Origin of the sequence: Pseudomonas sp. DSP3-2-3 (genome assembly GCF_049898225.1) — a bacterium.
GTDB lineage: Bacteria > Pseudomonadota > Gammaproteobacteria > Pseudomonadales > Pseudomonadaceae > Aquipseudomonas.
This window is the reverse complement of record NZ_JAFCXH010000002.1, coordinates 210,985-231,677: the sequence shown is the minus strand read 5'-3', so window position 1 is coordinate 231,677 and position 20,693 is coordinate 210,985. Positions and strand designations below refer to the sequence as shown.

8 protein-coding genes and 1 pseudogene are annotated in these 20,693 nt (G+C 60.5%); 2 read left to right on the top strand and 7 right to left on the bottom strand.

All coding sequences use genetic code 11. The features are described 5' to 3' along the window. Nucleotides 1-36 precede the first annotated feature (36 nt). From ACP7E4_RS03840 to ACP7E4_RS03830, 3 genes are all read right to left on the bottom strand, one after another. Nucleotides 37-13,320, bottom strand: coding sequence for a non-ribosomal peptide synthase/polyketide synthase (locus ACP7E4_RS03840; protein ID WP_426111728.1), 13,284 nt, complete (start codon nucleotides 13,318-13,320; stop codon nucleotides 37-39). 83 nt (nucleotides 13,321-13,403) lie between these two features. Then, the gene (locus ACP7E4_RS03835) at nucleotides 13,404-14,168 is read right to left on the bottom strand and encodes a thioesterase II family protein (protein WP_426111730.1); all 765 of its coding nucleotides are present in this window, start codon (nucleotides 14,166-14,168) and stop codon (nucleotides 13,404-13,406) included. Between the two features lies 1 nt (nucleotide 14,169). Then, nucleotides 14,170-14,388: an MbtH family protein gene (locus tag ACP7E4_RS03830; protein WP_020289209.1), complete on the bottom strand. Its 219-nt coding sequence runs from the start codon at nucleotides 14,386-14,388 to the stop codon at nucleotides 14,170-14,172. A 259-nt stretch (nucleotides 14,389-14,647) separates the two neighbouring features. On the opposite strand from ACP7E4_RS03830, the gene ACP7E4_RS03825 reads away from it, so the two are divergent. Beyond that, nucleotides 14,648-15,193 carry an RNA polymerase factor sigma-70 gene (locus ACP7E4_RS03825; protein WP_426111732.1) on the top strand — a complete coding sequence of 182 codons (546 nt, stop codon included), beginning with the start codon at nucleotides 14,648-14,650 and terminating at the stop codon, nucleotides 15,191-15,193. Nucleotides 15,194-15,247: 54 nt separating this feature from the next. On the opposite strand, the pseudogene ACP7E4_RS03820 reads toward ACP7E4_RS03825, so the two are convergent. Further along, nucleotides 15,248-15,832, bottom strand: a pseudogene (locus ACP7E4_RS03820) (GNAT family N-acetyltransferase); the annotation flags it as partial. Nucleotides 15,833-16,042: 210 nt separating this feature from the next. Between ACP7E4_RS03820 and ACP7E4_RS03815 the strand changes: the two are divergent. Next, nucleotides 16,043-16,606 (top strand): TetR/AcrR family transcriptional regulator, encoded by a 564-nt coding sequence (locus tag ACP7E4_RS03815; protein WP_426111734.1) that lies wholly within the window; start codon nucleotides 16,043-16,045, stop codon nucleotides 16,604-16,606. Here the strand turns inward: ACP7E4_RS03815 and fabF are convergent, their stop codons facing one another. From fabF to ACP7E4_RS03800, 3 genes are all read right to left on the bottom strand, one after another. Continuing rightward, nucleotides 16,607-17,881, bottom strand: coding sequence for a beta-ketoacyl-ACP synthase II (gene fabF, locus ACP7E4_RS03810; protein ID WP_426111736.1), 1,275 nt, complete (start codon nucleotides 17,879-17,881; stop codon nucleotides 16,607-16,609). It abuts the gene before it with no gap. Nucleotides 17,882-18,113: 232 nt separating this feature from the next. Further along, nucleotides 18,114-18,443, bottom strand: coding sequence for a ComEA family DNA-binding protein (locus tag ACP7E4_RS03805; protein ID WP_426111738.1), 330 nt, complete (start codon nucleotides 18,441-18,443; stop codon nucleotides 18,114-18,116). Between the two features lie 169 nt (nucleotides 18,444-18,612). Then, nucleotides 18,613-20,607: a polysaccharide biosynthesis protein gene (locus tag ACP7E4_RS03800; RefSeq protein ID WP_426111740.1), complete on the bottom strand. Its 1,995-nt coding sequence runs from the start codon at nucleotides 20,605-20,607 to the stop codon at nucleotides 18,613-18,615. Nucleotides 20,608-20,693: the final 86 nt, after the last annotated feature.

The window sequence follows — 20,693 nt, the reverse complement described above, 5'->3', positions numbered from 1 at the left end:
CATGCCCAAAAAACGGCATGCCCGGATCCAGTGTCGTTAATCCAAAGCCTCCAGCTGCGCCATCAAGTCGCTCAGGCGATCGACTTTCTCCTCGGTGATCACGCTGGATTCCAGGCCATCGATATAACCCGCCAACTCCGCCACCGTGCTGCACTCGAACATGGCCCGCAGCGGCACCGTGCGCTGCAAGGCGTTCTGCACCCTTGAGGCGATTTGCGTGGCGAGCAGCGAGTGGCCGCCCAGTTCGAAGAAGTTATCGTGGATGCCGACCTGCTCGATTTTCAGCACTTGCGCCCAGATATCGGCCAGGGTTTGCTCAAGGTCATTGCCCGGCGCAACGTAGGAATGATGATGCAGCTGGCCAATATCCATGACTGGCAGCGCCTTGCGATCCAGCTTGCCATTGGCGTTGCGCGGCAGTTGCTCAAGCAGCAGCCAATGCAGCGGCACCATGTAATCCGGCAATACCGCACGTAAGCGCGCTTTGATGATTTCCGGCAATTCGCCCGCCTGATTGGCACCGGAGACTAAATAGCCCACCAGATACTTGCCATTCGGCCCTTCCTGCACCGACACCGCAGCGTCACGGACTTCCGGCTGCTCATGCAGACGCGCTTCGATTTCACCCAGCTCGATGCGCAAACCACGAATCTTCACCTGGTGGTCGATGCGTCCCACATATTCCAGCACGCCATCGGCTCGACGCCGCGCCAGATCGCCGCTGCGATACAGCCGCTCCCCCGCCGCGCCAAACGGATGCGGGACAAACACTTGGGCGGTGCGCAGCGGATCGCCCACGTAACCCCGGCCCACACCCGTGCCCGCAATGCACAACTCGCCGATTGCGCCCAAAGGCACCAATTCCAGCGCGTCATCCAGCAGGTACAGGCGGTTGTTATCGGTGGGCGTGCCAATCGGCAGATAGCTGCCCTCGGTCGCGGCTTGATCAACGCGGAAGAACGCCACGTCATCGGAACATTCCGCCGGCCCGTAAGCATTGACCAGGCCGATCTGTGGATAACTCTGCAACCATTGATGGGCCAGTTCCGGTGCCATGGCTTCCCCGGTCGGCAGCATCCAGCGCAGGCGCTCAAGTGACAGACGCTCTGCCGCGAGCATGCCTTGAATCAGTGACGGCACGCTTTCCAGCACGGTGATGCCGCTGTTCTGTACATGTTCCAGCAACCCCTGCGGATCGTGCGCAATGGTGTTGGGCACGATATCCACCCGCGCCCCGAACAGCGGCGCAGCAAGGAATTGCCAGACGGAAATATCGAAGCTTTGCGACGCGGTCTGCGCGATCACGTCGAACTGATCCAGTTGCAGGTACGGCACCTTGCTCAGTTGATTGTTGAGCATGCCGCGTTGTTCGACCATCACGCCTTTGGGCTGCCCGGTCGAACCGGAGGTGAAGATCACATAAGCCAGGTTATCCGGCCCGGAATAAATCCCCGGATTGCGCACCGAATGCGTGCCCTGCTGCACGTCTTCCCAGACCAGCAAGCGCGGTTTGCCGGCGCAGGAGAACCCTTCGAGCAAGCCCAGCGCCTGCTCGCGATAGGCCTCGGTGCAGACCAGCAGCGGCGTTCCGCTCTGCTCGATAATGCCGCTCAGGCGCTGATCCGGCAGGCCGGGGTCCAGCGGCAGGTAACCCGCGCCAGCCTTGAAGCTGCCGACGATCATGCCTAGCAGATCCAGGCTCCGTTCGGCCAGCAAGGCGACCGGCTGATCAATTTGCACACCAGCTTCGCGCAAGGCATGGCCAAGGCGATTGGCGTGACGATTGAGGTCTTGATAACTCCAGTTGCGCTCCAGACACGTGGCGGCGATGCGCTGGGGATGCGCCTCGACCTGGGCTTCAAACAGCTGCGCATAGCCTTGCTCAAGGGGATAGTCATACGCGCTGCGGTTGCAATCGTCGATCAGGAATTGCCGCTCCGCATCGGCCAGCAATGGCAAGTCCGCCATCGTGCCCTGAATGCCATCGGCCAGCGCCAGCAGCAGACGCTTGAACTCGCCGAGCAAGCGTTCAACGGTTGCGCCATCGAAATAACGCTGATCGAAGGACAGATGCAGGCCCAACTCATCGCCGGGATAACACACTGCCGTCAGCGGGAAATTGGTGTGGGTGCGACCCGAATCCGAGCTGGCGCTCAGGCTTTGCGCACGATCCAGCACCGACACTTCCACCGGGGCGTTTTCGAAGACGAACAGGCTGTCGAACAGCGGCTGGCCCTTGGGCAGCTCGCTGCATTCCTGAATCTGCACCAGCGGCATGTACTCGTGCTCGCGCAGTTGCAGATTGCTGTCCAGCAGGCCGTGCAGCCAATCCAGCACCGAGCGGCTTTGGTCAGCCGCAGGCAGGCTGACCCGCAGCGGAATGCTGTTGATGAACAACCCGACCGTGCGCTGCATCTGCGGCATGTCCACGGGACGTCCAGCCACGGTGACGCCGAACACCACGTCGCGCTCGCCGCATACACGGCGCAGCACCAAGGCCCACGCGGCCTGCGCGAAGGTGTTGACCGTCAGTTGATGACGCTGGGCCAGCTCTTTGAGGCGCTGTCCGTCCTGCGCATCCAGACGCGTATAACGGTCACCGACAATCATGCCGCCGCTGTGCCCGGCGTGTTCACGCAGCAACGGGCGATCCACCGGAATGAACGTGGTGCGCTCGAAGCCCTGCAAGTTGGTACGCCACCAGTGTTTCGACTGGGCGATGTCCTGGCGCTGCAGCCAGCCAATGTAATCGCGATAACGCGGTGGCGCGGGCAATGCAGCTTCGCGTCCCTCACCAAGCGCGGTGTAGATTTCGAAGAAGTCGCTCATCAGCAAGCCACGGCACCAGGCATCGATGAGGATGTGGTGGTTGCTCATCATGAACCAGTAACGCCCGGCGCCAATGCGGATCAGGCGCAGGTGGAATGGCGCTTCATGCAGCAGATCGAAACCGGCCTCGCGCTCGTTTTTCAGCAGCGCTTGCAGGCGCTCTTCATGGCCGTGCTCAGGTTCGGCGCTCCAGTCGACAAACTCGATGCGGGTGGCGCCGGGCTTGTGGATGATTTGCAGCATTTGCTCGCCGCTGTCCCAGCAGAACGAGGCACGCAAGGCTTCGTGGCGGGCAACCACCGCTTGCCAGGCCTGGGCGAAACGTTGCGGGTCGATCTCGCTGTCGATGCGATACCGGTCCTGCATGTAATAAATGCCGGTGCCAGGTTCCAGCAGCGTGTGCAGCAGCAAACCTTCCTGCATCGGCGTCAGCGGATACACGTCTTCAATGGCCGCCACCGGGATCGGCAGCGCATCCAGTTGTTGCTGACTGAGCCTGGCCAGCGGGAAGTCCGATGGCGTCAGGCCGCCCGCATCATCGGCCAGGCAATGGGCGATCAGTCCTTGCAGCTCGGTCAGATAATCATTGGCCAGGGCATCGATGTGGGTCGCGTCGAAACGCTCGTGGCTGAACGTCCAGCGCAACACCAGTTCGCCGCCATACACCTGACCATCAATGCTCAACGCATTTGGCAATGGCGCCTGTTCGTCGTGAGTCGGGCCGACATCGGCATCCAGCGGTTTGAACAGCGCGTCATCGGCGAAACTCTGATCGAACTGGCCCAGATAATTGAAGGTGATCAAGGCCTGGGGCAATGCGGCCATCGCCTGCCGACACCCATCATCGGCCAGATAACGCAACACGCCGTAACCCAGACCTTTGTGCGGCACGCTGCGCAGCTGTTCCTTGATGGCTTTGATCGACGGCGCCAAACCGGTGGCGTCGGCAATGTCCTGCGGCACCAGGCGCAACGGATAAGCGCTGGTGAACCAGCCGACGCTGCGGGTCAGGTCGATGTCATCGAACAGGGTTTCACGGCCGTGGCCTTCCAGCTGAATCAGCGCGGCCTTGTCGCCAGTCCAGCGACACACCACGCGAGCCAGTGCGGTCAGCAGCAAGTCGTTGACCTGGGTGCGATAGGCCGCTGGCGCCTGTTGCAACAACTGCCGGGTGCGTTGGGCATCAAGGCGCACGCTGAGAGTTTGCGCCTGAGCGTTTAGCTGACGGCCTTGGGGATGATCGAACGGCAAACTGCTGCTGTCGATCAACTGGCTTTGCCACCAGGACAACTCTTCACGCAGCGGTTCGCTGACGGCATAGGTCTGCAAACGCTGGGTCCAGTCGCGGAACGCGCTGGTTTTCGCTGGCAATGCTTGCTGGCGATAAGCCGATTGCAAATCATCCAGCAGAATCCGCCAGGACACGCCGTCCACCACCAAATGGTGAATGGCCAGCAGCAGTTGCTGCGGCGCTTTGCCGTCGCTGACCAATACTGCGCGCAGCAATGGGCCGCGCTCCAGATTGAGGCTGCGTTGCGCATCGGCGAACAGCTCCGGCGACGCTTGCTCCGCTCGCCACAACACGGCGCATTGCTCCATCGGCGCGTGCTCGGCACTCCACACGCCAGCGTTGCGTTTGAAGCGCAAACGCAAGGCATCGTGCTGCACCAGCACTTCGCGCAGTGCCTGTTCCAGGCGGACCGGGTCGAGGATTTCAGTGGGTTGCAGCAGCAGCGACTGGTTCCAGTGCTGCGCCTGAGGAATCTCGCTGGCGAAGAACCAGTGTTGAATCGGCGTCAGTTTTGCCGCCCCGAGGATCGGCCCTTGTTCGGCGAGAATCAATTCGGCGCGAGTCGCCACGCTGGCCAGGGTCTGCACGGTCTGGTGCTGGAACATGTCGCGCGGGCTGAAGTGAATCCCCGCCTGACGCGCCCGGCTCACGACCTGAATCGACAGGATCGAATCGCCGCCCAGTTCAAAGAAGTTGTCCACCAGACCGACCCGCTCGACATTCAGCACGTCGCGCCAGATCGCCGCCAGGGCTTGCTCCAGCTCGCTTTGCGGGGCGATGAACTGTTGGCGATGGTGCTCCGGGTCCGGCGCGGGCAAGGCTTTGCGGTCAAGTTTGCCGTTGGCGGTGAGCGGCATGCTGTCCAGCAGGATCAGCTGCGCGGGCACCATGTAATCCGGCAACTGGCTGTGCAGGTGAGTCCGCAAGGCATCACGCAGCTCAGCAGTGTCGCCTTCGCCAACCACATAACCGACCAGTTGCTTGCCGCTTGGCGCATCCAATGCCAGCACCACGGCTTCACGCACGGAAGGATGCTCCAACAGGCGACTTTCGATTTCCCCCAGCTCGATGCGGAAGCCGCGAATCTTCACTTGATGGTCGATGCGACCGAGGTACTCCACGAGACCGTCGGCGCGCTGGCGCACCAGATCACCGGTGCGGTACATGCGGCCGCCATTGGCACAGAACGGATCGACGACAAAACGCTCGGCGGTCATGCCCGGTCGCTGATGATAACCACCGGCCAGCCCGGCGCCGCCGATGTACAGCTCGCCGGTCGCGCCCTGGGGCAACAGCGTCAGGTCGGCATCAAGAATGTAGGCGACTCGCGCCCCGACCACGCTGCCAATCGGCACCGTGGCTGCGCCCTCTTCCAGCACGTGCGGCGCCAGACACGCCAGCGGCATGACCACGGTTTCGGTCGGGCCATAGGCATTGAAGAACTGCTCCGGCTGGAACGCCGCGCGGATGCGTTGCAGGTGTTCGCCGGTCAGCGCTTCGCCGCCGGTGATACACATGCGCACCGGCAAGGTTTGCTGCTGGCTGGCCAGCCATTGCGCCAACTGGCTGCCGTAGCTCGGGGTAAAGCCAAGAATGTTGATCTGCTGCTCACGAACCAGCTGGCAGATTTCCTCTGCATCCCACTGCCCTTGAGCACGCATGACAACCCGCGCGCCGCAGAGCAACGGCACCAGGAGTCGTTCAGTCGCGGCATCGAAGTTGATCGAATAAAAATGCAGCTCGCAATCATCGTCGCGCATGCCAAAGCGCTGGATCACCGCCTGACAATGCATCGCAATCTCACCATGACTGACCGTCACACCCTTGGGTTTGCCAGTGGAGCCGGAGGTGTAGATCAGATAAGCCTGATGCTGCGCCAAGGTGACGTTGGGCAGGTTGCTGGGGTCATAAAACTCTTCCTCCTGTGGGAGCGAGCTTGCTCGCGAAAGGGCCGATACAACCGACGCATTTTCAGAGTCTGCAACACCGTCTTCGCGAGCAAGTTCGGCTCCCACAGTCCCGCGCTCACCCCCCACTCTTTGTGGGAGCGAGCTTGCTCGCGAAAGGGCCGATACAACCGACGCATTTTCAGAGTCTGCAACACCGTCTTCGCGAGCAAGCTCGGCTCCCACAGTCCCGCGCTCACCCCCCACTCTTTGTGGGAGCGAGCTTGCTCGCGAAAGGGCCGATACAACCGCCGCATTTTCAGAGCCTGCAACACCGTCTTCGCGAGCAAGTTCGGCTCCCACAAGCCCAGTTTTTGTCAGCGGATAACAGCCAACTCCCTCAGGCAACTCCCCCAACGCATCAAACAACGCCGTATCGCCCAACAGCAAACTAATGCCGCTGTCTTCAATCATGTAACGCAAACGGTCCAGCGGGTATTCCGGATCCAGCGGCACGTACGCGCCGCCAGCCTTGAGAATCGCCAACAGACCGATGACCAGTTCGTGGGAGCGCTCCGGCGCCAGCCCGACCCGCACTTGCGGACCGACGCCACGCTCGCGCAGGGCCCGGGCCAGCTGGTTGGCGCGATTGTTGAGCTGGGCATAACTCAGGGTTTGCCCGGCAAACGTCAGCGCGCCAGCCTCCGGGGTTTTGCGCGCCTGCTCCTCGAACAGCTCATGAATGCACTGCGACAGATCATGCTCGCCCGCCTCTTCAGCCAGACCGGCAATCAAACGCGTCTGCTCGGCAGGATCAAACAGTTGCAGCTCGCTCAAGCGCTGGCCCGGATCGGCGATCAAGCCTTGCAGCAAGTTGCGCCAATGAGCAGCCATGCGCGCAATACGCGGTTCATCGAACAGATCGCGGCTGTACGTCAGGCAACAGCCCAGGTGCTGGTCAAGATCCGTGACTTCCAGATTCAGGTCGAACTTGGTCGCGTGGGCATCGTTGACCAGATAATCCACCGCCATGCCCGCCAACGTGCGGCTTTGCTGGAACTCCCAGCGCTGCACGTTGCACATCACCTGAAACAACGGGTTATACGCGGCACTGCGCGGCGGTTGCAGGGCTTCGACCAGATGATCGAACGGCAGGTCTTGATTGGACTGACCTTCAATGACGGTCTGACGCACCTGATCGATCAACTGCGCAACACTCATCTGCCCGTCGAGCTGGCAGCGCAGCACTTGAGTGTTGAGGAACGCGCCGATCAGCCCTTCGCTTTCCGGGCGGATGCGGTTGGCGACCGGCGCGCCGATGCGCAAATCCTGCTGCCCGCTGTAGCGATAGAGCAGCACCGCCAGCGCAGCAGTCATGGTCATGAACAGCGTCAGGCCGTGTTCAGCGTTGAAGCGGCGTACCTGGGCCGCCAGTTCGTCGCCCAGATCGAAGCGATACAAGCCGCCGCGATGGCTTTGCACCGGCGGACGCGGGCGGTCGCCGGGCAGTTCCAGCAGCGGATGTTCATTGCCCAGCTTTGCGGTCCAGTAATCCAGCTGACGCTGGCGCTCGCCAGATTCCAGCCATTGCCGCTGCCAGACGCTGTAGTCCAGGTATTGCACCGGCAGCGGTTCGAGCGGCGATTCGCGATCATCGACAAAAGCTTCGTACAGCGCACTCAACTCTCGGGCGAAGATATCCATCGCCCAGCCTTCGGTAACGATGTGATGCAGGGTCAGGACGAAGTAGTGTTCCTGCTCGCCAGCCTTGACCAGACAGGCGCGCAGCAACGGGCCGCGCTCCAGATCAAAAGGCTCGTGAGCCTGGGCATCAGCAAACGCCTGCAACTGCTGCTCGCGGGCGCTTTGGCTCAGCCCGGAGAAATCCTGCCATTGCATCTGCACGGTGGATTCAGCAGCAACCTGCTGACAGGCCACGCCATCGACACTCGGGAACGTGGTGCGCAAGGTTTCGTGACGGGCGATCAAGGCTTGCAGGGCCGCTTCGAAACGGCTGATATCGAGCACGCCGCGCAACCGCGCCATGCCGCCGACGTTATAGGCCGGGCTGTCCGGTTCCATTTGCCAGAGGAACCACATGCGTTGCTGGGAATAGGACAACGGCACCGGCTGGCTGCGATCAACCCGCTGAATCGGCTGTTGCCGATTGCTGTCGCCCGCCAGTTGCATCCGCGCAACCTGCTCGGCAAACGCGCCCAGCTCGCTGGCATCGAACAACACCCGTAACGGTAATTCCACATCGCAGGCCTGACGCACGCGGGAAACGATCTGCGTGGCCAGCAATGAATGCCCGCCCAGGGCGAAGAAATCGTCGTTGAGCCCCACTTGCTGCAACCCCAGGATCTCGCGCCAGATGGCGGCGATCTGCTGCTCAAGTTCGGAACGCGGTTCGACGTGCACGCGTTGCTGCCATTGCGGCTCAGGCAAGGCGCGGCGGTCCAGCTTGCCGCTGGGGCTCAACGGCATCTGCGCCAGACGTATCAGCTGCGCCGGGACCATGTACTCCGGCAGTTCAGCGGCCAGCGCGGTTTTCAGTTGTTCGGAGGACACGTCGCTGTCCGCTGTGTACCAGCCGATCAGCTGCGCGCCAGCCTGGCTTTCGCGCACCAGCACCACGGCTTGCAACACGTTTGGCTGAGTCAGCAAGCGCGCTTCGATTTCCTGGGGTTCAACGCGAAAGCCGCGCAATTTGACCTGCTGATCAAAACGCCCCAGATACTCGATGACACCGTCGGCGGCCCAACGCGCCCGGTCGCCGGTGCGATACAGGCGCGCGCCCTCCTCGCCCAATGGATCGGGCACGAAACGCTCGGCGGTCAACTCGGGTCGACCCAGATAACCACGGGCCAGGCCGATGCCGCCAATGCACAGTTCGCCAGGCACGCCGGCCGGCAGCGGATTGAGTTCGCTGTCGAGAATCCGACACAGCACGTTGCCCAGCGGACGGCCAATGGGCGAGCGCGCACCGTCTTCGCTCCGGCAATGCCAATGGGTGACGTTGATGGCGGTTTCGGTCGGGCCGTAGCGGTTGTGCAGTTGCACCTTCGGCAATTGCGCCAGCACCCGGTTACGCAGCTCGGCGGGCAAGGCTTCGCCACCGGAGAAAATACGCTTCAGGCTGCTGCACGCCGCGATTTGCGGGTCTTCGATAAACAGCTGCAACAGCGGCGGCACGAAGTGCAAGGTCGTCACGCCGAATTGCTCGACCAGTTCGATAATGCGCCGAGGATCACGATGCTCGCCGGGCGCAGCGATCACCAGCTGGCAGCCGATAATCAGCGGCCAGAAGCACTCCCACACCGACACGTCGAAACTGACCGGTGCCTTCTGCATCAGCACGTCAGCAGGCGTCAGTTGATAGGTGGCCTGCATCCATTGCAGGCGCTCGGCCAGTGCGGCGTGGGTGTTGCCGACGCCTTTGGGCTGGCCGGTGGAGCCGGAGGTGTAAATCACATAGGCCAGGTTAGCGCCATTGAGGTGCAAACCTGGCGCGCTGCGTGGCCAGTTATCCAGATGCAAGGTGTCGAGGGTGATAGCGGTGACATTTTGCTCCACCGGCAACTCTGCCAGCAGATGGCTCTGGGTCAGCAGCAGTTCAACGCCGCTGTCGCGCAGCATGAAACCGACACGCTCTTTCGGGTACTCCGGGTCCAGCGGCACGTAGGCACCGCCAGCCTTGATGATCGCCAACAAGCCGATCAGCAGTTGCGGCGAACGCTCGGCGCAGATACCGACGCACACGTCCGGGCCGACGCCTTTGTCGCGCAAGTAATGCGCGAGCTGGTTGGCCTGGCTATCAAGACTGGCGAAATCCACTTGCCCGCCGTCCCAGACCAGCGCGATACGTTCCGGTGTCAGTGCCGCCTGCTCGGCCAGCAACTCCGGCAACCAGCGCGTGGCGGGCGGGCAAGGTGCGCGACTCCATTCCAGTTGCCGGGCCTGCTCGGCAGCACTGAGCAGCGAGATATCGCCAATACACTGTGTGGGTTGATCGCAGATCTGCTGCAACAAGGCGGTGAAATGCTCGGCCATGCGCTGCACGGTCTGCACGTCGAACAACTCGGCGGCGTAATCAAAATGCAGCGCCAGACACCCGCGATGGTCTTCTTCACTGTGCAGTTGCAGCTCGAATTTGGCTTCGCGGCTGTGCCACGGCAGTTCATCGGCGAGCAGCCCCGGCAAGCGGCGCAGCGCACTCAGGTCCCGTTGCTGATGGTTGAACATCACTTGAAACAGGCCTTGCTCCCGCGCATGGGGCATTGCTTCGAGTAGCTGCTCGAACGGCAAGTCCTGATGGGCCTGGGCGCCGAGGGCTGCCGCGCGGGCTTCGCGCAGCAACTGGTTGAACGGCTTGCGTGAATCCACGGCACCGCGCAGCACCAGCGTGTTGATGAAAAAGCCCACCAGACCCTGGGTTTCCAGACGCGGGCGGTTGGCACCGGGCACGCCGATGCGAATATCAGTCTGGCCGCTGTAGCGATGCAACCACCCCTGGAACGCGGCCAGCAGGACCATGAACAACGTCGCGTCATGTTCCTGGGCGGTGTAGCGCAGGGAGGTGCTCAGGCCTTCGTCGAGCAACACGCTGTAACGCGCCGCCCGATGGCTGTGCAACGCACTGCGCGGATGATCGGTCGCCAATGCCAACGTGGGCTGTGCGTCACCCAGTTGCTCGGTCCAGTAAGCCAGTTGCCGCGCGGCTTCACCCGCCGCCAGCCATTGCCGCTGCCATTGCGCATAATCGGCGTAGTGCAGCGGCAACGGCGCGAGCGCCAGGTTCTGGCCTTGACTGGCAGCCGCATAAAGCCTGGAGAACTCGTCAATCAGCACGTTCAGCGACCAGCCGTCCGCGATGATGTGATGCAGCGTGACCCAGAGTTGATGTTCCTGCTCGTCGAGGCGTACCAGCGTAACGCGCAGCAGTGGACCGTTTTGCAGATCGAAAGGGGTTTGCGCTTCCAGCTCTCTGGCCTGCATGGCCTGAGCGTCGCGTTCGCTGGCGGGGATCGGGCTCAGGTCCAGGTGCTGCAAGGCAAAGACCGACGCCGGCTCGATGCGTTGCAACGCTTGCCCTTCGCGCTCCAGGAAGCGCGTGCGCAAGGCTTCATGGCGCTGGATCAACTGCTGGAAGCTGGCGATCAACGCCGCCTGATCCAGCTCGCCGCGCAAACGCAGCGCCGCAGGGATGTTGTAAGCCGCGCTTAGCGGCTCCAGTTGCCAGACAATCCACAAGCGATTCTGCGCCAGGGATTGCGGCAAGTCGTGATCACGCGGCAGCGCTTCAATGGCGTTTTGCATCGGCACACCGGCAGCTTGTTGGCGAGCGACTTCGGCGGCGACCTCAGCGGCAAAGGTCGCCAGCGTCGGCGATTCAAACAGCAGGCGCAGGTTCAGCTCCAGGCCAAGCACTTCCCGCAGGCGGGCCAAGACCTGCGCCGCAGCAATGGAATTGCCGCCGAGCAGGAAGAAATGATCATCGGCCGCGATCTGCTCCAGGTGCAGTTGTTCGCGCCAGATGGCGGCGATGGTGTCTTGCAAGTCGTCGGCCGCGCCGGCCAGCACGTGCTCAAGATGCTGTTCATCCGGATAGCGCGCATAGCTGTCGAGACTGCCCTCGGTCAAACCCTTGGCACAGGCGGCGCGTTGCAGCTTGCCGCTGGAAGTCTTGGGCAGCGCGCCGGGATTGAGCAGCACCACGACGCTGGGCGCTTCCTGAAATGCTTCGGCAACGGTTTGCCGAATGACCTTGATCAACGCCTGCGGTGCGAGGATTTTCTGCACGCTGCGGCTGACTTCTGCGGCGATACCGATGCTGTCCACACCGTTTTCGCTGATGGCGAACGCCGCGACCCGGCCCTTACGCACCACATCCACTTCGCGCTCGATGGTCTGCTCGATGTCTTGTGGATAAAGGTTGTGACCGCGCACGATCAGCATGTCTTTCAGGCGGCCGGTGACGAACACTTCGCCATCACGGATAAAGCCCAGATCACCCGTGCGCAACCAGGTGCGGCCATCACGCTCGACAAAGGTTTTGGCACTGGCTTGAGGATTGCGCCAGTAGCCATGGGCAATGCTCGGGCCCGCAGCGCAGATTTCGCCGACCTGATTATCGACCAGCACTTTGCCGGTTGCAGGTTCGACAACCTGCACCGCGTGATCCGGCTGACTGCGGCCGCAGCTCATCAACAGGCTGCCGCTGCCCGGCTCTGCGCGATTTTGCGTGAGGGCTTGCGTGTCCACCTCGATATTCCCGATGCCGCGCCCGCGTTGCCCGCCGCTGACGAACAGCGTCGCTTCGGCCAGGCCGTAACAGGCGAAGAAACTTTCTTGAGTGAAGCCAGTGGCTGCAAATTTGCTGCTGAACTGATCGAGGCTGTCTTGCCGGATCGGCTCGGAACCGGAGAACGCCACCCGCCACTTGCTCAGGTCCAGACCGACCAGGGCCGATTCGCTGATCCGTTCACTGCACAGGCGATAGGCAAAATCCGGCGCACCGCTGATGGTTCCGCCGTATTCGCTGATGGCTTGCAGCCAGCGCACCGGCCGCGCCAGAAAGTATCCCGGCGACATCAGGACGCACGGCACGCCGCTGAAGATCGGTTGCAGCAACCCGCCGATCAGCCCCATGTCGTGATACAGCGGCAGCCAGCTGACGATGACGTCGTCCGGGTTCAGGTCGATGCCAAAGCCGCGCCGGATCAACAGTTCATTGGCAACCAGATTGCCGTGAGTGACCTGCACGCCTTTGGGCAGCGCCGTGGACCCGGAAGTGTATTGCAGAAAGGCGATATCGTCGGCGTGTATATCCGTCGCGCGCCAATCGTTGGCCAGCGCGTCGTCAAGGCTGTCGACGCACAACAGTTGCGGCGCGTTCGCGCTGTGCAGTTGCTCCATTTGCAGCAGCGAATCGCGCAGCGCGGAACGGGTCAGAATCAGCCGGGGTTCGGCGTCGGCGATGATCGACAGCAGGCGCTCCTGATGATGGCGACGCGCCGACTCGGGCGGATAAGCCGGCACTGCGATGATCCCGGCGTACAGACAACCGAAAAACGCGGCGACATAGTCCGGACCGCTGGGGAACAGCAGCACCGCACGCTCGCCGGGACAGGCCTGGGCCTGCAACGCAGCGGCAATGGTTCGCGCCCTCAGATCCAGCTGGCGATAGCTGAGCACCGCGCCTTCGCTGGCGTCTTCGGCAAGAAAACGCAGGGCAATTCGATCAGGCTGGTGGGCCGCACGTTGTTGCAGGGCCTGCACCAGAGTGTTGGGGAGTTCGAATGCGTCGATCATGGTTGTTCCTGCCTGAGTCTGGCTTGCAATCGGGAATGCCGGGGATGGGCGCGCCGAACGCGCGCCGGGTATCGCGGTGTGAATCAGCTGGCCGCTGCGGCGGGTGAGCGTTGGCGGCCGGCACGCGCCAGATGCTGCTCGGCATAACGCCGCAGACAACGCAGCAAGGCGCTTTCCTGTTTCTGCAGGAAAAAGTGATGGCCTTCGAACATGTCCAGGGAGAATCCGACGGTGGTTTCATCCTGCCAATCGAGCAGCTCTTCAACACCCACGCTGTCTTGCTTGCCGCCGAATACATGGACCGGCATCGGCAGCGGTTCGCGATGCAGGTATTCAAAGCTGCCGCACAACAGGAAGTCCGCGCGCAGAATGGGCAGCATCAGCTCCATCAGATCACGGTTGGCCAACGCGTCCTCGGAGGTGCCTTGCAGTGTTCGCAAGCGCTCGATGAGCTCGGCGTCGGTCTTGGCAACGCGGTATTCGCTGACATCACGACGCGCCGGACCGGCGGTTGCCGAGGTGAACAGACATAACGGCGCAGGCGCGCCCAGATCTTCCAGCGCGTGGGCCAGCTCATAGGCCAGCAGCCCGCCGAGACTGTGACCAAACAAGGCGTAGTGCTGATCCGGCGTTTGGGTACAGTGCTGGCTGACTTCCCGCGCCAGTTGCCTGGCAAGCCCGCGAATATCGGTGTGCAGCGGCTCGTTCATGCGCATGCCGCGTCCCGGCAGTTCCAGCGGATGAACTTCAAGCCACTGCGGCAACACTCGTCGCCAGCGGCTGTAAACCATGGCGCTAGCACCGGAATACGGCAGGCAGAACAGACGCAAGCTGTTGAAGGCGCTCACTTCAGGCCACCACTTTGTCCTGATCCATCTTCTGTCGCAGGCTCAGCGGGCGCATGTCCGTCCAGTGCTGCTCGATATATTCCAGGCATTCCTTCTTCAGGCCTTTCATGCCAACCGCGCGCCAGCCATTGGGGATGGCTTTGTAGTCGGGCCAGATGGAGTACTGCTCTTCGTGATTGCACACCACTTGGAAGGTGAGGTCTTCGCGATCAAATACCATGTCATTCTCCTGTTGCATGGGGCCAGGCGGTGAGCCGGCACTGTCACCAAGGAGAACGGATGGGATTGCGAATTAATTAGTAACAGGAGGTTCTGCCAACTCTGCGCGGCCTACGAGCTATCAGAACGCCAGCAGTAAAACTTGCGGTTAGTTATATTTCTCAATTGACAATAATTATCATCCAGCCTAATTTGTTGCCCGGTGTGTAGGAGGCTTCTCCTACAAAGCTTCAGCTGCCCATTGCTGCAAGGTGATTTCCATGCCGGAACAATTATCCACAAGTACGTGCGATTCACCGTTACTCCAGGCGTTCGTAGAAAACCGCCTTATCCTGGTCAAAATCGCCGCCCGCATCACGGGTTGTCGATCAAGGGCCGAAGACGTTGTGCAGGATGCCTACTTCCGCCTGCAATCCGCGCCGCAGATCACTTCATCGATCAAGGCGCAACTGAGCTACCTGTTCCAGATCGTGCGCAATCTGGCGATCGATCACTATCGCAAACAGGCTTTGGAACAGAAGTATTCAGGCAGCGAGGAAGAAGGACTGAATGTGGTCATCCACGGCGCATCTCCTGAAGCTTCGCACATCAACTTCACGACCCTGGAAACCATTGCCGATGCCTTGACCGAGCTGCCGAGCCGCACCCGGTATGCTTTTGAAATGTATCGTCTGCACGGCGTCCCGCAAAAAGATATCGCCAAGGAACTGGGCGTATCACCGACCCTGGTGAATTTCATGATCCGCGATGCCCTGGTGCATTGCCGCAAGGTGTCCCGCCAGGAACCCCGCGCTCTTCGTCGCTGACAGCTATCGGGCAGGTCATCCCTGCCCGCGCTGCGCTCCACCTACCCTCTCCCGTCACAGCCAGTCGCAGTGGGCATAGAAACGCTCGCGATCCAGGCTCATGAGTGCCGCGCGTTTGTGCGGGAAGTCGAACTCTTTCTCGCGGATAAAGCCCTGCGCCTGCATGTAGCTGATCATTTTTGCGTTGTCCGCGCGGGGTTCCGACACGATCCGCCGGGTGCGCTCTTCGGCGCTGAACACGTAATGCAGCAGCGCTGACAGCCAGCTGGCGACCTTATGCGGCCCCCGATGACTTTCCTCGCCGACCAGCATGTGAATGCCGCGGTCAGATTCGGCCGCGTCATAGAACGGCGCGATGCGATCTTCCAGCGCCCAGTACACCTCAAAGTAAGCAAACGGCTGATCGTCGAAGCAGCCAATCAAGGTCAGGGTATGGGGATCGGCTTGCTGCTTGAGCAAGTAATCACGATGCTGCTCAAGCGTGCCGCCTTCCTGCCAGAACGCCAGAACCCGCGGGTTGTTTTGCCAGCGGTTGAAACGCTCAAGATCCTGGTCGATGTCGAGGGTACGCAGGGAAATCCAGCTACCCAGGCGGGCATCGAATCGCCGATAGACTTCGCCAGCCGGCTTGGGCGGACGGATCAATTGCACGGGGCTCAGCGGTAATGAAGAGGGCATGTTCCGGGCTCACGAAAAAAGACGTATTCCATGAGAAAACGTCAGTCGCGCGAATAAATTTAGCGGCTTCGACCGACCGTTGGCCCGGAACAGAAATGAATGCTGCAGCGGCGCGCGCATCCATGTGAAAATGTCGACCACCATTTAACGAGCCAGGTCGGGAGGCTCAGCATGCGTTACGCACAGGATCACAAAGCCCAAACTCATCAACGCATTCTGCATGAGGCGTCGGCGCGTTTTCGGCGCGACGGCATCGGCGCGACAGGTCTGCAACCTTTGATGAAGGCCTTGGGCTTGACCCATGGCGGCTTTTACGCGCACTTCAAATCCAAGGACGATCTGGTGGAAAAAGCCCTGCGATGCGCGGTGGATGAGTCCCGCGAGCGCACTGCACCGGTTTTTGCTGAAGAAAATGCGCTGGAGAAATACATCGATTTGTACTTATCCGAAAGCCATCGTAGCAATCCCGACAAAGGCTGCCCGCTGCCGACCATGTCCTGCGAACTGGGACAGCGCGGTCAACCCAGCCCGATCACTGACGAACTGATTCAGGCCCGACTGGCTTCCCTCAAGAACACTCTCTCCGGCCCTGATGCCGAAGCACAAAGCATGATGATGCTGTCGACGATGGTCGGCGCGCTGATGTTGTCACGCAGCGTGCAGGACACGGAACTGTCGGACCGGATCCTGGCAACTGCCCGGGAATGGTTGAAGAAGACCCCGAGCAAGACGTGATCAGTCACGCCAGCGGCGAAACAGTACGCTGGCGTTGACGCCGCCGAAGCCGAAGCCGTTGGACAAGGCATATTCGATTGCCATCGGCCGCGCGGCGCCGTGCACGATGTCCAGCCCGTGTGCCGCCTCGTCAGGATTGTCGAAGTTGAGCGTCGCCGGGGCGACCTGATCGCGAATCGCCAAGGCGGTGAAGATCGCTTCTATCCCACCCGCCGCGCCGAGCAAGTGCCCGGTTGCGGATTTGGTCGACGTCACCGCGATTGAGTTCTGATCACCAAACACCGCCTTGATCGCTGCCATCTCACCTTTATCCCCCACCGGCGTGGACGTGGCATGCGCGTTCAGGTGCTGGATCTGCGCAGGTTCAATGCCCGCCTGGCGAATCGCCGTTTGCATGGAACGCTGAGCGCCACTGCCATCCTCCGGTCCGGCGGTCAAATGGTAGGCGTCGGCGCTGGTGCCATACCCGACCAGCTCGACAATCGGCGTGGCACCACGGGCCAGCGCATGCTCCAGGGATTCAATCACCAGGATCCCGGCACCTTCGCCCATGACGAAACCGTCACGATCCCGATCAAAAGGTCGCGAAGCTTGCTCCGGCGTTTCGTTGAAGTCGCTGGACAGGGCCCGCGCTGCGGCAAACCCCGCGAGGCTGACTTTGTCGATAGCCGCTTCCGCTCCGCCGCAGATGGCAATGTCAGCCTCGCCGCAGCGAATCAGCCGCGCCGCATCACCGATGGCCTGCACGCCAGCCGCGCAAGCAGTAACCGGGGCACCCAGCGGACCTTTGAAACCGTGCTGGATAGAGACGTGACCCGCCGCGAGATTGACCAGGAAAGATGGAATCGTAAACGGTGAAAGACGCCGCGGCCCGCGTGTATCGGTGGTGCGCACCGCTTCGGCGATGGACACAAAACCGCCGATGCCTGAACCGATGATCGTCGCCGTACGTTCCTGGGCGTGCAGCGTTTCCGGGGCCCAGCCGGCCTGGGCGATGGCTTGCTTGGCTGCGGCGAGGGCGAACAGGATGAAACGATCCATCTTCTTCTGCTCTTTGGCAGGCACGGCCCAATCGGCATCGAAACCCGCTTCGGCATCATCGGCCAACAGCGGCACACGGCCACCCACTTTGCCCGGCAGATCAGCAACAACCTCTTCCGGCAGCCTGACAATGCCGGATCGACCTGCCAGCAAACGTTGCCAAACCGGCTCGACCCCGCAGCCTAGAGGTGTGACAAGGCCCATGCCGGTGACCACGATTCGGGGACCACTCATACGCTCGTTCTCCTGGTTTTCATCGAAGGGTTCAGCCTTTGTAACGAGCTGCCTAAAAGACGGCCTGATTAAATTACGACCATAATTTAAGCGCATTGTATGTCGGCCGACATTCATCATGTCAAGGGGCTGGAAAGTTTTGGTGTGACGGGAATGACGGAAGGGGTTGCAACGAGGAGGGAGCAAGACGGCCGATCCTTGATCGGCCGGGTTGGAGCGAGGTCAGGGCGCGTTACTGAACCACAAGCTTTTCGCGGTTCTTTTCCAGAATGGCTTTGCCAATGCCCTTCACTTCAATGAGCTCATCAACCGACGTGAACTCGCCATTGGTCTCGCGGTAGGCAACGATGGCATTGGCTTTACCCATGCCAATACCGGACAGCTGTTTTTGAAGGGTGTCCGCATCGGCGGTGTTGATATTGACCTTATCGGTTATCTGTTGCTGCATGCTCGCCATCTTCGGCGCGTCGATTGTTGCAGGCGGCATCGGGGCGGCCGTAACCGCGACCGAAGCACTGGTTAGCAAAGCAAACAATAGCGAGGACAAAAAAGATTTACGCATTAGCAGGCTCCATAACATCATTAAAGTGGGCAACTTTCCAAAGTTGCTCATTCAAATTAGTTGATGAATGGGAGCTGTCAAAGGTGGCAAGAGTTTCGAATTATTACTTCCGTCCGAGGTAAAAATAACTTACAACTAATCAGATAAATTTGATCAATCCAATTCCCTGTCAAAACTCGCCGCGACGCTCCTGATATATCCAGTCAACAATTTCTCCGTCCGGCGAATAACCACTGACGGTTTCCCTGAGTTGTTGTCTGACGGCGGTATAGTCATCGTCTTCAACGGCTGTAAGAAGTTGCGAGAGACGCACCTTCAATACTTCCCAGGACAGATAGTCTTCCTGAGCGCTCATGATCATCGGATGTTCGGTCGACACCACGTTATCGCCGATCAACAATTCTTCGTACAATTTTTCGCCTGGACGCAGTCCAGTGAATTCAATAGAGATATCGCCATGAGGATTTTTCTCGGATCGAATACTCAGGCCTGACAAATGCACCATCTTCTCTGCAAGTTCGACGATCTTCACTGGCTCGCCCATGTCCAGAACGAACACATCTCCGCCCTGCCCCATGGAACCGGCCTGGATTACCAACTGGGCGGCTTCCGGAATAGTCATGAAGTAACGGGTAATTTTCGGGTGCGTGACCGTCAATGGTCCGCCGGACTGGATTTGCTTATGGAAAAGCGGAATCACCGAGCCCGAGGAGCCCAGGACGTTGCCAAAGCGAACCATGATGAAACGGGTTTTGTTGACTTGATAAACATTGCCCTTGTCACCGAACATTACCGGCGCTGTTTCGCGGCTCAAGGCTTGCAGGGTCAATTCGGCCAGACGCTTGGTGCTGCCCATGACATTGGTTGGCCGGACAGCCTTGTCCGTGGAAATCAGCACAAAGTTCGCGACACCCGCCTGCAGCGCGGCCTGGGCAGTGTTAAGCGTACCTACGACATTGTTGATCACGCCTTCGGCAATATTGTGCTCAACCATGGGCACATGCTTATACGCTGCGGCGTGATAAACCGTTGCCACATGCCAGGTTTTCATGATGTCCAGCAACTTGGAGTGATTGCGAACCGAGCCCAGAATCGGCAACAACTTCACTGACAGAGACTCGCGCGCAACACGCTGCTCAAGCTCGGACAGGATGGTGTAGAGGTTGAACTCACTGTGATCGAACAACAACAGCGTCGTCGGCCCAAGCAACAGAATCTGTCGACAGAGTTCTGAGCCGATCGACCCTCCGGCTCCGGTTACCAGCACAACCTGGCCTTTGATGCAGCGCTCCAGTAAATCCTCCTGGGCGGGTACGGAATCGCGCCCGAGCAGGTCGGCAATGTCCACTTCCTGGAGGTCGTCAACCTTGACCCGGCCTGCCGCCAGATCCATGAAGCCGGGCACGCTGCGCACATGCAGCGGAAAGCCTTCGAGATACCCCAGAACCTCGCGACGTCGGCCTCGGGTCGATGACGGAATCGCCAGTAATATTTCCTGAGCGCCTGTGACCTCGATCATTCGCTGAATGTGCTTGGGCTTGTAAACCTGCAGCCCGGAAATCACGCGATTGGAGATGGATTCGTCGTCATCGATAAATGCCACCGGCCGCATCAGGCGGCCCATTCTCAGGGCTGCGACCAGTTGATTACCTGCCGCGCCCGCGCCATAGATCGCGACCTTGGGCAAACCGTCATCACGGTTGGTAAACGGCACGTGCTGCGCGGCAGAAAACCAGTCGCCGAGGAAATATTGACGCATCGCCAGGCGTAGCCCACCGATCATCACCAGGCTCAACCACCAATAGTTGAACATGATGGAACGCGGCACCACAGGCTGATGATTGCTGTAGGAATAAACGATGCAGCCCAGAATAAGAGCGGAAAGACTGACGGCCTTGATGATCGCTATCAGCGCATCGTTGCCGAAATAGCGCATGACAGCGCGGTACATTCCGAACCGGATAAACAGAGGGATAGCGACAATCGGCGCGCTGATGAACAGCCAGGTATGTTTTTCCAGCGGATTGATCAGGTCGTCGATTCCCAGACGAACGACGAACGCCATCCAAAGCGCGAACCAGACCAATACGACATCAGTGGCGACCTGAATCACACGCTTTTGTCGACGCGGCAGTGCCACCAAAAAATTCCGTAACGTGTTCATGACTCCTTCCCGCACCTCTTGCTACCCCTCTCGTTTCGACACAACGAATTTGAACTGTTACGCAAACACGGAATTGTTTCAATTTA

Excerpts from the sequence above, each read along its gene's own strand:
- ACP7E4_RS03840 (WP_426111728.1), bottom strand. The coding sequence starts at position 13,320 with ATGATCGACGCATTCGAACTCCCCAACACTCTGGTGCAGGCCCTGCAA.
- ACP7E4_RS03830 (WP_020289209.1), bottom strand. The coding sequence starts at position 14,388 with ATGGTATTTGATCGCGAAGACCTCACCTTCCAAGTGGTGTGCAATCAC.
- ACP7E4_RS03825 (WP_426111732.1), top strand. The coding sequence starts at position 14,648 with ATGCCGGAACAATTATCCACAAGTACGTGCGATTCACCGTTACTCCAG.
- ACP7E4_RS03815 (WP_426111734.1), top strand. The coding sequence starts at position 16,043 with ATGCGTTACGCACAGGATCACAAAGCCCAAACTCATCAACGCATTCTG.
- fabF (WP_426111736.1), bottom strand. The coding sequence starts at position 17,881 with ATGAGTGGTCCCCGAATCGTGGTCACCGGCATGGGCCTTGTCACACCT.
- ACP7E4_RS03805 (WP_426111738.1), bottom strand. The coding sequence starts at position 18,443 with ATGCGTAAATCTTTTTTGTCCTCGCTATTGTTTGCTTTGCTAACCAGT.
- ACP7E4_RS03800 (WP_426111740.1), bottom strand. The coding sequence starts at position 20,607 with ATGAACACGTTACGGAATTTTTTGGTGGCACTGCCGCGTCGACAAAAG.